We start from the raw sequence: 12,277 nt of genomic DNA, 5'->3' as shown, positions 1-12,277 counted from the left end.
GTTTGCGCAAACGTGCGACCGGACGCTCGGTGATGTTTACGCAACCATTCGGGGCTCCGTCCGATGCGGCGGAACCCCGCACGACGAAGTGAAGGATGGGAACATGGCAGCCATGTCGCCGCCGGGCACCGGCCGTGCGGCCCCTCCCCGGGGACACGGGAGCCGGCGCTGGCTGGGATGGGGCTTCGTGGCGCCATTCATGATCTTCTTCGCGCTGGTCTTCCTCGCGCCGATCGGTTACTCGATCTATCTGAGCCTCTTCCGCGACCGGCTCATCGGCGGCACCTCGTTCGTCGGCCTCGACAACTACACGCAGGCCTTCCAGGACAGCCAGTTCTGGTCCGGACTGGGCCGCGTCGCCCTGTTCCTCGCCGTCCAGGTGCCGATCATGCTGGGCATCGCCCTGTTCGTCGCCCTCGCGCTGGACAGCGGACGGCTCCACGGACGGAACTTCCTCCGTATCTCGATCTTCCTGCCCTACGCGGTCCCGGCCGTCGTCGCCACCTTGATGTGGGGCTTCATGTACGGCGACCGCTTCGGCCTGGTCGCCAACATCAACGACACCTTCGGGGCCTCGCTGCCGAACCCGCTCTCACCCGGCCTCGTGCTGGCGAGCATCGGCAACATCGTGACCTGGGAGTTCGTCGGCTACAACATGCTGATCTTCTACTCGGCGCTGCATGTGATCCCGCACTCCCTCTACGAGGCCGCCGAGATCGACGGCGCGAGCCAGCTGCGGATCGTCACGGCCATCAAGCTCCCCGCGATCCGCGGGGCGCTGGTCATCGCGACGATCTTCTCGGTCATCGGCAGCTTCCAGTTGTTCAACGAGCCGAGCATCCTCAAGCCGCTGGCGCCCAACGCCATCACGACGTACTTCACGCCGAACCTCTACACCTACTCGCTGTCCTTCTCCGGCCAGCAGCACAACTACGCCGCGACGGTCGCGATCGTCATGGGAGTGGTCACGATGATCGTCGCCTACGTCGTGCAGCTGCGCGGCATGCGGAAGGAGGCGTGACGATGGCCCAGTCCAGCGCAAGCACTCTCGCGCCCGTACGAAAGCACCCCGGCTCCGCGTCCTCCGGGCGCACCGCGAGCCGGCGCCGATCCTCCGACCGGCCCAGGCGCAACATCCTGCTCACCGTGCTGACCGCGCTCGTCGCGGTGTACGCCCTGATCCCGCTGGCCTGGCTGCTGATCAGCGCCACCAAGACCCAGAAGAACCTGCTCGACTCCTTCGGGCTGTGGTTCAGCGGCGACTTCGCGCTGTGGGACAACATCCAGCAGACCCTCACCTACAACGACCACATCTTCGTACGGTGGCTGCTGAACACCCTGCTGTACGTGGCGGTGGGCGCCGGCGGCGCGACCTTCCTCGCCGTGCTGGGCGGCTACGGCCTGGCGAAGTTCGACTTCCCGGGCAAGCGCGCGGTGTTCGCGGTGGTGATCGGCGCGGTCGCCGTGCCGGGTGCCGCGCTGGCCGTGCCCACGTTCCTCATGTTCAGCAAGATGGGCCTGACCAACACGCCGTGGGCGGTCATCGTCCCCTCGCTCATCTCGCCCTTCGGTCTCTATCTGATGTGGGTCTTCGCCTCCGAGGCCATCCCGGACGAGCTGCTGGAGGCGGCCCGGGTGGACGGCTCGGGAGAGATCCGCACCTTCTTCAGGATCAGCCTGCCGCTGTTGGGGCCGGGCATCGTCACCGTCCTGCTCTTCACCGTGGTCGCTACCTGGAACAACTACTTCCTGCCGCTGATCATGATCAAGGACCCCGACTGGTACCCCCTCACGCTGGGGCTCAACGCCTGGAACGCCCAGGCCGCCACGGCGGGCGGGCAGCCGGTGTTCAACCTGGTGATCACCGGGTCGCTGCTGACCATCGTCCCCTTGATCGCGGCCTTCCTCTTCCTCCAGCGCTTCTGGCAGTCCGGACTCGCCGCCGGCAGCGTCAAGGAATGATCACCGGCGCCGCGCAGGCGCCGTGTCCACCCCTGCAGGCCTCTCCCCGGCACACCCATGCGGTGGGCGACGGGCGGCGCCGCAGTTCATCACCACAACGAAGTGAGATGCGATGACGAACAAGCCACTTCGGCGCACGGCGCAGGCGGTCGCGGTGCTCTGCGCGGCGGCCCTGTCCCTGACCGCCTGCGGTTCCTCCGACGACTCCGGATCCGGCGCCAAGGCCGCGGACGCCGGCAGCGTCGAGGCGGCGCTGAACAAGGGCGGCACCCTGACGGTGTGGGCATGGGAGCCGACGCTGAAGCAGGTGGTCAGCGACTTCCAGGCCAAGTACCCCAAGGTCAAGGTGAAGCTGGTCAACGCCGGTACCGGCAACGACCAGTACACCGCGCTGCAGAACGCGGTCCAGGCCGGCTCGGGCGCCCCCGACGTGGCGCAGATCGAGTACTACGCGCTGAGCCAGTTCGCGCTGGGCAAGTCCGTCACCGACCTCAGCCCGTACGGTGCCAAGGACCTGTCCAAGGCGTACTCGCCGGGCCCGTGGAACGCCGTCTCCATCAACGACGGCGTGTACGCCCTGCCCATGGACTCCGGGCCGATGGCGATGTTCTACAACAAGAAGGTCCTCGACAAGTACAAGATCAAGGTGCCCACCACCTGGGACGAGTACCTCACCGCAGCCCGCGCGCTGCACAAGGCGAACCCCAAGGCGTACATCACCAACGACACCGGTGACGCGGGCTTCGTCACCAGCCTGATCTGGCAGGCCGGCGGCCACCCGTACACGGTGGACGGCACCAGTGTGAAGGTGAACTTCACCGACGCGGGCACGAAGAAGTTCACCGCCGTCTGGCAGAAGCTCGTCTCCGAGAAGCTGCTCGCCCCGATCAGCTCCTGGAGCGACCAGTGGTACAAGGGGCTGGCCGACGGCACCATCGCCACCCTCAACACCGGTGCGTGGATGCCCGCCAACTTCGTCTCCGGCGTCCCCTCGGCCTCCGGTCAATGGCGCGCCGCCCCGCTGCCGCAGTGGCAGGCCGGCCAGACCGCCAGCGCGGAGAACGGCGGCAGCTCGCTGGCGGTGATGGAGGCGAGCAAGGACAAGGCCCTCGCCTACGCCTTCGTGAAGTACGCGGACAAGGACGCGGGTGTCCAGGCCCGCATCAAGGGCGGCGCCTTCCCCGCCACGACCGCGGACCTGAACTCCGACGCGTTCCTGAACACCGAGTTCCCCTACTTCGGCGGTCAGAAGGCGAACCAGGTCTTCGCCGACTCGGCGAAGAACGTCGTGCCCGGCTGGTCCTACCTGCCCTACCAGGTCTACGCGAACTCGATCTTCAACGACACCGTCGGCAAGGCCTACGTGTCCTCCACGCCCCTGGACGACGCCCTCGCCACCTGGCAGGACGCCTCGGTGAAGTACGGCAAGGACCAGGGCTTCACCGTCGGCGACTGACGCACCGGCACCACCCTTGGCCGGCCCGGCGGTTCTCATGCGTGAGGCCCCCCGGCGCCGGCCCGCCGGGGGCCCGCGGACTGCCGATCCGCGGGGTTCCGCCCCCATAGACTTCTGACCAATCAGCGGCTGTGACGTGTGACGAGGTGTACGACGGACGTGGACGGGACCGGACAGAACTCGGTGGCCGCCGCGCAGCGGCGACGGCGCGGCGCGTCGATGGCCGACGTCGCCAAGCTGGCGGGCGTCTCGGCGCAGACCGTCTCCCGGGTCTCCAACGGCTTCCCCGGCGTACTGGACGACACCCGGCAGCAGGTCCTCGCCGCGATGAAGCAGCTCGGCTACCGGCCCAACAGCGCGGCGCGCGCCCTCAAGAGCGGTGAGTTCCGCACGATAGGCGTCATCCTTTTCAGCCTGTCCAGCACCGGCAACATGCGCACCCTGGAGGCGGTCGCCTCCTCCGCCGCGCACGAGGGCTACGCGACCACCCTGCTGCCGGTCACCGCCCCCACGCAGGACGGGGTCCGCGGCGCCTTCACCCGTCTCGGCGAACTCGCGGTGGACGGCATCGTCATGATCATGGAGGTTCACCTCCTGGACGCGATGACGGTGGCGCTGCCGCCGGCCGCCCCCGTGGTGGTCGTCGACTCCGACGCCGGCGACCGGTACTGCGTGGTCGACACCGACCAGGCCAGCGGCGCCCGGGCGGCCGTCGAACACTTGCTGGGCCTCGGGCACGGCACGGTGTGGCACATCGCGGGCCCCAAGGAGTCGTTCGCGTCCGAACGCCGGGTCGGCGCCTGGCGGGAGGCCCTGGAGTCCGCCGGACGTGACGTGCCGGAACTGCTGCGCGGCGACTGGTCGGCGCAGTCCGGCTACGAGGCCGGGCTGCGGATCGCGGCGGATCCGGCCTGCACCGCCGTCTTCGTCGCCAACGACCAGATGGCCCTCGGTGTGCTGCGCGCGCTCAACGAGCACGGCAGGCGGGTGCCGGAGGACGTCAGCGTGGTCGGCTTCGACGACATCCCGGAGGCCGCCTCCTTCATGCCGCCCCTGACGACGATCCACCAGGACTTCGCCGAGGTCGGCAGGCGCTGCGTCGAGGGCGTGCTGCGCCAGATCCGGGACGACGTCGCGGAGAAGGGCACCACCTTGGTGCCCACCAGCCTTGTGGTCCGCGGCAGTACCGCTCCGCCCCCGGCAGGCCGCTGACCGGGTCCCCATGAACCGACCGAACCCCATCTGCCGTCCCGCCCTGCGATGGCAACGCAAACATCCCGTCCCGGGGATACCCGCCGCCCCGTCCGCGAGCACCCCGTGACAGCACCACACGCACGTGATCCCGACTCCACTGGAGGAGCCCCCGCCATGCCCGTACTGCGGACAGAAGGGAACGAATTCCGCCTCGACGGCGAGCCGTTCCGCATCATCTCCGGTGGCCTGCACTACTTCCGCGTCCACCCCGAACAGTGGCAGGACCGGCTGCGCAAGGCGCGCCTTCTCGGACTGAACACCATCGACACCTATGTGCCGTGGAACCTCCACCAGCCCCGGCCTGACGAGTTCCACGCTGACGGCGGCCTGGACCTGCCCGCCTTCCTCGCGCTCGCCCAGGCCGAGGGGCTGCACGTGCTGCTGCGCCCCGGACCGTACATCTGCGCCGAGTGGGAGGGCGGCGGCCTGCCGTCCTGGCTGCTCGCCACGCCCGACATCCGGCTGCGCACCGCCGACCCGCGCTACCTGAAGGCCGTGGACGCCTTCCTCGACCGGCTGCTGCCGCTCGTCACGCCCCACCTGGCCACCAACGGCGGCCCCGTCCTGGCCGTTCAGGTGGAGAACGAGTACGGCGCCTACGGCGAGGACCCCGCCTACCTCACGCACCTGGAGGCGAAACTGCGCCAAGGCGGCGTCGACGTACCGCTGTTCACCTGCGACCAGCCCGCCGACCTCGCCCGCGGCAGCATCCCGGGCGTCCTGAGCACGGTCAACTTCGGCAGCCGGCCCGCGCAGAACCTGACCGCGCTGCGCGAGCACCAGCCCGAAGGCCCGCTGATGTGCACCGAGTTCTGGAACGGCTGGTTCGACCGCTGGGGCGGCGTGCACGTCGTCCGCGACGCCGCGAGCGCCGCCTCCGATCTCGACGAACTGCTGTCCGCCGGCGCCTCCGTGAACCTGTACATGTTCCACGGCGGCACCAACTTCGGCTTCACCAACGGCGCCAACGACAAGCACACGTACCGCCCGACCGTCACCTCCTACGACTACGACGCGCCCCTGGACGAGGCCGGCGACATCACCCCCAAGTACCTCGCCTTCCGCGAGGTACTGGCCCGGCACACCACCGTCCCCGACGGCCCCCTGCCCGAGCCGTCGAAAAAGCTCAATATCCTCGGCGTCGGGCTCAGCGGGACCGCGTCACTGCTCGGCTCCGCCGGCCTGTTGGGCGAGGCGGTGGCAGGCCCCCGCCCGCTCACCATGGAGGAGCTGGGCCAGGACTTCGGCTTCGTCCTGTACGAGACCCGGCTGACCGAGCCGGGCCCGACCCTGCTGCACTTCACCGAGGTCAAGGACCGCGCCCAGGTCTTCCTCGACGGCGCCCCTGTCGGAACCCTGGAGCGAGAGCAGCACGAGAGCGCGCTGGCCCTCACCGTCCCCGCCCAGGGCGCGACCCTGACGGTGCTGGTCGAGAACCAGGGCCGGGTCAACTACGGCCAGGGCATCCACGACCGCAAGGGACTGACCGGCCCGGTCACCGCCAACGGCACCGAGCTGACCGGCTGGCGCAGCACGCCCCTGCCCCTGGACGACCTGTCCGGGCTCACCTTCGCCACGGGCGGCCCGCAGCCCGTGGGACCCGCATTCCACCACGGCGTCTTCGAGGTGGAAGGCCCCGCGGACACCTTCCTGGACCTGACCGGCTGGACCAAGGGCAACGCCTGGGTCAACGGCTTCGCGCTGGGCCGCTACTGGTCCCGCGGCCCGCAGCACCGCCTCTACGTCCCCGCCCCCGTACTGCGTCCCGGCGCCAACGAGCTGGTGGTCCTGGAACTGCACGCCACTGCCCGGACCACCGTCGACCTGTGTGACACCCCGGGCCTCGGGCCGCTGGAGGAGTGACGGGGGCGGGCGTGCCTCGGGGCCCGGTCGCCCGTCGAAACTGAACACTTTCAGGCGGCGAAGCGCCGGGCCTCGTCCATGGGGACCGGGATGATCTCCCGGGATTCGCGAGCCGGCCGTCCGCCGTCGGACGCGGTCCACGGGTCTCCGGGTCTACGCCAGTGCCTGCTCGTACCACCTGAGCACGCGCATGGCTCGTAGGGTGTTCCACCTGCTCGGCTCACCTTCGCCGTCGTCGATGGGGAAGTGCAGCTCCCCGGGATGCGGGTTCTCCAACGGCCAGCGGCCTTCCGCGTCGGCCTTGGACCGCACCAGACCGATCGCCTCGGCCACCCGGTCGTCGGGGGTGACACCGGCCGCGCGCAGATGGTCGAGACCGCGCAACACGTCGTAGTGCCAGAAGGCCGGGTAGGAGAACCGCATCCAGGCAGCCGGACTGCCGGTCTTGCGGTCCCGGTCGACGGGCCGGCCGGTCGACAGCCGCCGGAACAGCCGCCGTTCCAGGAGGTATTCCTGGCCGCGGAGCCGGGCGTCGGCCACATCCGGGGCGCCTCCCGCCGACAGCTCGTATTCCAGCAGCCCTTCCAGCACGTCGATCGTGGTGTGGAACGACCCCCGGGTGGAGCCGTTCTCCTGCTCGCAGTTCCACCCGCCGTCGGCCATCTGCTCGTCAAGGAGCCGCTCGACGACCCGCGCGACGTCCATGCCGAAGTAGGCGCCGAGCGCCACGGTCCGGCCGTTGATGCACGGCTCCGCCTCCCCGGAGAAGAACGGCTCGCCGTCGTGCTCCCACCGGACGTTCTCGCGAACCAGACCGACGGCGTGGCGCGCCGCCGCGCTGTCCGGTTCGACGCCGAACGCCCGCAGCAACACCAGACTCCAGGCGGTGGAAGTCCACCCGGGCAACAGGGTGCCCTGCCGCGCGGGTCCGAGCGCATGCCACCACTTCTCCGCGGCCTCGGAGGGGAACGCGGGGATGCCGGCAGGCCACTGGCCGTGCGGTTGCTGGAGGGCCAGCAGCCGGCTGCCCCAGCCCTCGCCCGCGACGCGGGCCCGTTCGGCCGCGACCTGCTCCTCGGGCGCGTCGGTGAGATCCCGCATCACCTGCCAGCGGATCGCCGGGTCGCTGTCCAGCAGCCAGTCGATGACGTTCACGCGCCCACACCACCTCCGGGGACACGCTAACCCACCACGGCGCCCGTCCGGGGGCCTTGACCGGCTCCCCGAGGGGGCTGGCGGCTTTGCGTCTCGTGTCGTATTCACGCCCTCAATACCTTCCGTGAACAGTCACGTGAGACGGAAGGCCGGCGTTCGCTCAGCGAACGCCCGGGAGCATGCATTCCACCCGAAAACTCGAATAAGCCCTACGGAAATGCGTGGTTACGGCACTCAGTCGATGACGTTCGGTCACCACCGGCACCGAGGGTCACTATTGACATGAACAGGACTGAGATCGCTAATTGGCCCCGGTGAACGCCCTGATGTTCACCGCCAACCGGGAGCCGTACACGGCTCCATCCCTGCAAGCACGCATGGGAGTCACGTTGCACAGACCAGCGAGAACCGCAAACCCCGTCCGCCGGAAGGTGGTCAGGGGCCTGGCCGTCCTCGGCGCCGCCGCCATGGCGGTGCTCGGAGTGCAGGCGCCGGCATGGGCCACGAGTGTCGCGGACGCGCACTCGGCCACCTCGGCCACCTCAGCCGCCGACGCGCGCCCGTCGTTAGAACCCACCTGTGACACGCCCAAGCCCGGCCACTTCAGCTGCTTCGCCCTGCGCCGCACCGACGTGAAGCCGGTCAAGGGCCTGCTGCGGGCGGCGGACACGCCGTCCGGCTACGGTGCCGGCGATCTGCAGAGCGCCTACAACCTGCCCGCCGACGGGGGCGCCGGACAGACCGTCGCCATCGTGGACGCCTTCGACGACCCGACCGCCGAAGCCGACCTCGCCGTCTACCGGGCGCAGTTCGGGCTGCCTGCCTGCACCACGGACAACGGATGCTTCCGCAAGGTCGACCAGCGCGGCGGCACCGACTACCCCACACCGGATGCCGGCTGGGCCGGCGAGATATCGCTCGACCTCGACATGGTCTCCGCGACCGCGCCCAACGCGCACATCCTGCTGGTCGAGGCCGACGACAACAGCTTCGACAGCCTGTCCGCCGCCGTCGACCAGGCGGTCGCGCTCGGTGCGAAGTACGTCTCCAACTCCTACGGCACCGACTACCGCGGCGGGGGCGGCGAAGACCCGTCCGAGACCACGACGCTCGACGCCCACTACAACCACCCCGGCGTCGCGATCACCGCGTCCACCGGCGACTACGGCTACGGCGTGAGCTACCCGGCCGCCTCGCAGTACGTGACCGCGGTCGGCGGCACCACGCTGACCCGCGCTCCGTCCACGGACCGCGGATGGACCGAGTCCGCCTGGGCCGACGCCGGTTCCGGCTGCTCGCTGTACGAGCCCAAGCCCGCCTTCCAGCACGACACCGGCTGTGACAACCGGGCGCTCGCCGACGTCTCGGCCGTCGCGGAGGACGTGGCGGTCTACCAGACGTACGGTCACGGCGGCTGGGCGGTCTACGGCGGCACCAGCGTCTCGTCGCCCATCATCGCCTCGGTGTACGCGGCCGCCGGCACCCCCGTCGCCGGCTCGTACCCGAACGCCTACCCGTACGCGGCGGGTACCGGGATCAACGACATCACCACCGGCAGCAACGGCAGTTGCTCCCCGTCGTATCTGTGCAGCGGCGGCACCGGCTACGACGGCCCGACCGGTCTGGGCACCCCCGACGGCCTGGCCGCGTTCCGCAGCGGTCCGCATGGCGTGATCACCGGCGGTGTGACCGACAGCGCCACCGGCAAGGCGGTCGCCGGCGCGACCGTCACCGCGGGCGACAGCGTCGCCCACACCGACGCCTCCGGCGCGTACTCCCTGACGCTGCCCACCGGCACCTACGACCTGTCCGTCGAGGCGTTCGGCTACGCCGACGGCTCGGCCGGCGGTGTCGTGGTCGACGACGACGCCACGGTCACCAAGAACTTCACCCTCAGCCCGGTGCCCAGCCAGACGGTCGCCGGCAAGGTCACCGACGGCGCCGGCCACGGCTGGCCGCTGTACGCCAAGATCACCGCGGACGACGTCCCCGGCGCGGTCTGGACCGATCCCGCCACCGGTGCGTACAGCCTGGATCTGCCCCAGGGGCACTCGTACACCCTGCACGTCGCTGCGGCCACCCCCGGTTACAAGGCCGTCAGCAAGACGATCAGCGTCGGCGATTCCGCTCAGACGGTGGGCATCGCGGTCCCGGTCGACTCCTGGACGGCGACCCCGCCCGGGTACCGGGTCGACGTGACCGGCACCACCGAACCGTTCGACGCCACCGACGCCCCGCCGTCCGGCTGGAAGGTGGAGAACGCCGAGGACACCACGGGGGGCTGGGAGTTCGACGATCCCGGCAACCGCGGCAACCGCACCGGCGGTGACGGCGCGTTCGCCGTCATCGACAGCGACCACTTCGGCGGTGGCGCCACCCAGGACAGCTCGCTGGTCAGCCCGGTCTACGACTTCAGCGGGAAGAACGACCCCGAGGTGGCCTTCAACACCGAGTACAAGTCGTTCGGCAACCAGTCCGCGGTCGTCGAGGCGACCTCGGACGGCGGCGCGAACTGGACCAGGATCTGGGCCACCGGCTCGGACGTCACCGGCGACCGCATCGAGGCCTCGCTGTCGGACTTCGCCGGCAAGCCCGAGGTGCAGCTGCGCTTCCACTTCACCGGGAGCTTCGGCTGGTGGTGGTCGGTCGACAACGTTTTCATCGGCGACCGGAAGCTCACCCCCGTCCCCGCCGGCCTGGTCGTGGGCAACGTGACCGACGCCAACACCGGTGACGGCATCGTCGGTGCCACCGTGACCAGCCAGGACAAGCCCGCCGAGAAGACCACCACGGTGGCCACCCCCGACGACCCGAACCTGCCCGACGGCTTCTACTCCTTCGTCTCGACCGCCTTCGGCAGCCACCCCTTCACCGCGGCCAAGGCCAAGTACACCTCGCTGACCAAGACGGTGAAGACCGGCGCCGACAGCGCCGTCCAGGCCGACTTCAAGCTCAAGGCCGGCAAGGTCACGATCACTCCGGCCTCCGTCTCCGCCTCCGTCGCCTGGGGCGGTACCAAGTCCCAGAAGCTGACCGTCAAGAACACCGGCGGCGCCGCCGCCACGGTCAAGCTCGGCGAGCAGTCCGGCGGCTTCACCCAGCAGGCCAAGGGCGCGGCCCTGCAGACCGTCAAGGGTGACTTCAACCCGCTGTCCAGCAAGGCCCACGCGGCGGCCGGCAAGGCGAACCCGTCCGCGGCGGCCCCCTCCGACGACACCTGGCAGACGGCCCCGGACCTCCCGGGCGCCCTCATGGACAACACCGCCGACACGCTGGACGGCAAGGTCTACTCGGCCTTCGGGTACAACGGATCGAGCGACACCAAGGACCTGTACGTCCTCGACCCGGTCGCCGGCAGCTGGACGAAGCTGGCGAGCGCGTCCGACACCCGGGAGGACCCGGCGCACGGGTTCATCGACGGCAAGCTCTACGTCGCCGGCGGCTGGGGTCCGACGGGCGCCCCGGACGCGAAGCTGGAGATCTACAACCCGGACTCGGACAGCTGGACCACCGGCGCGTCCGCGCCCAAGCCGTACGCCGGTTCCGGCTCCGCCGTCCTGGACGGCAAGCTCTACATGATCGGCGGATGCGGCACCGACTCCTGCGGCACCACCGACGCGAGCGTCTACGACGCGAGCACCGACAGCTGGTCCCAGATCGCCGCCTACCCCGAGCCCATCTCGTGGGAGGCGTGCGGCGCCATCGACGGCCAGATCTACTGCGCCGGTGGTCTGGGCGCGAGCGAGAACGACGTCGTCCACACCTACGTCTACGACCCGGACGCCGACAGCTGGTCACAGCTCGCGGACGTCCCGGCCGCGCAGTGGGGTTCCGCCTACACCGCGGCCAACGGCCGGCTGGTGCTGGTCGGCGGCGTCGGGAACAACGCCCTCACCAACCGGAGCCAGGCCTTCGACCCGAAGTCCGGCACCTGGGGCACCCTCCCCAACGCCAACGTCGCCACGTACCGCGGCGGCGGCGCACCCGGCTTCTACAAGGTCGGCGGCGGCAACGCCCCCGGCAAGCCGATCAGCAAGGTCGAGCTGCTGCCCGGCTACGACCAGGGTGGGGCGAGCGACGTCGACTGGCTGAGCGAGAGCGTCCAGCAGCTCACCCTGCAGCCCGGCACCAGCGCGACCGTCACCGTCACCCTGGACGCCACGGCGCCTTCGGTGACGCAGCCCGGTGACCTGACCGCCGGCCTGAGCGTGGGCACCGACACGCCGTACTCCGTGCCGCGCATCCCGGTCGCCCTGCACGTCGACCCGCCCAAGACCTGGGGCAAGATCGCCGGTCTCGTCCTGGGCAACACGGCCACCGGCGGCACCGCACCACTGGCCGGGGCGACCGTGCAGATCGACAGCTGGGCCACCTCCTACACGCTCACCACGTCGGCCGACGGCACGTACGGGCTGTGGCTCGACGTCCGCAACAACCCGCTGACCGTCATCGTCGCCAAGGACGGCTACCAGCCGACCGTCACGACGATCAAGCTGAAGAAGGGGGCGACGGCCACCGCCAACTTCACCCTGAAGCGCAAGTAGCAGGGGCGCGCGACGGGCACGGCGCCGGCGGCACCGGAAACGG

General features: G+C 70.1%; 7 protein-coding genes. 6 read left to right on the top strand and 1 reads right to left on the bottom strand.

The window, feature by feature from the left end; translation table 11 throughout:
- The first annotated feature begins 103 nt into the window (after nt 1-103).
- From ACFWVC_RS29135 to ACFWVC_RS29115, 5 genes are all read left to right on the top strand, one after another.
- Nucleotides 104-1,021, top strand: coding sequence for a carbohydrate ABC transporter permease (locus tag ACFWVC_RS29135; protein ID WP_384293352.1), 918 nt, complete (start codon nt 104-106; stop codon nt 1,019-1,021).
- Between the two features lie 2 nt (nt 1,022-1,023).
- Nucleotides 1,024-1,962, top strand: a complete 939-nt coding sequence (locus tag ACFWVC_RS29130) for a carbohydrate ABC transporter permease (protein WP_384293348.1) — start codon at nt 1,024-1,026, stop codon at nt 1,960-1,962.
- A 112-nt stretch (nt 1,963-2,074) separates the two neighbouring features.
- Nucleotides 2,075-3,418, top strand: coding sequence for an ABC transporter substrate-binding protein (locus ACFWVC_RS29125; RefSeq protein ID WP_384293343.1), 1,344 nt, complete (start codon nt 2,075-2,077; stop codon nt 3,416-3,418).
- Nucleotides 3,419-3,637: 219 nt separating this feature from the next.
- Nucleotides 3,638-4,630: a LacI family DNA-binding transcriptional regulator gene (locus tag ACFWVC_RS29120; RefSeq protein ID WP_384293440.1), complete on the top strand. Its 993-nt coding sequence runs from the start codon at nt 3,638-3,640 to the stop codon at nt 4,628-4,630.
- Nucleotides 4,631-4,786: 156 nt separating this feature from the next.
- Nucleotides 4,787-6,535 carry a beta-galactosidase family protein gene (locus tag ACFWVC_RS29115; protein ID WP_384293338.1) on the top strand — a complete coding sequence of 583 codons (1,749 nt, stop codon included), beginning with the start codon at nt 4,787-4,789 and terminating at the stop codon, nt 6,533-6,535.
- A gap of 153 nt (nt 6,536-6,688) precedes the next feature.
- On the opposite strand, the gene ACFWVC_RS29110 is transcribed toward ACFWVC_RS29115, so the two are convergent.
- Nucleotides 6,689-7,690 (bottom strand): hypothetical protein, encoded by a 1,002-nt coding sequence (locus tag ACFWVC_RS29110; protein WP_384293334.1) that lies wholly within the window; start codon nt 7,688-7,690, stop codon nt 6,689-6,691.
- A 431-nt stretch (nt 7,691-8,121) separates the two neighbouring features.
- Here ACFWVC_RS29110 and ACFWVC_RS29105 point away from each other — a divergent pair, with 431 nt between their 5' ends.
- Nucleotides 8,122-12,234, top strand: a complete 4,113-nt coding sequence (locus ACFWVC_RS29105; RefSeq protein ID WP_384293328.1) for a carboxypeptidase regulatory-like domain-containing protein — start codon at nt 8,122-8,124, stop codon at nt 12,232-12,234.
- Nucleotides 12,235-12,277 lie beyond the last annotated feature (43 nt).

Origin of the sequence: Streptomyces sp. NPDC058691 (assembly GCF_042714775.1) — a bacterium.
Classification (GTDB): domain Bacteria; phylum Actinomycetota; class Actinomycetes; order Streptomycetales; family Streptomycetaceae; genus Actinacidiphila.
The sequence above is the reverse complement of the archived record's forward strand: the minus strand, read 5'-3'. Positions and strand labels throughout refer to the sequence as shown.

Bases quoted from the DNA above. Each gene is read 5' to 3' on its own strand.
- ACFWVC_RS29135 (WP_384293352.1), top strand. From the start codon at position 104: ATGGCAGCCATGTCGCCGCCGGGCACCGGCCGTGCGGCCCCTCCCCGG.
- ACFWVC_RS29130 (WP_384293348.1), top strand. From the start codon at position 1,024: ATGGCCCAGTCCAGCGCAAGCACTCTCGCGCCCGTACGAAAGCACCCC.
- ACFWVC_RS29125 (WP_384293343.1), top strand. From the start codon at position 2,075: ATGACGAACAAGCCACTTCGGCGCACGGCGCAGGCGGTCGCGGTGCTC.
- ACFWVC_RS29120 (WP_384293440.1), top strand. From the start codon at position 3,638: ATGGCCGACGTCGCCAAGCTGGCGGGCGTCTCGGCGCAGACCGTCTCC.
- ACFWVC_RS29115 (WP_384293338.1), top strand. From the start codon at position 4,787: ATGCCCGTACTGCGGACAGAAGGGAACGAATTCCGCCTCGACGGCGAG.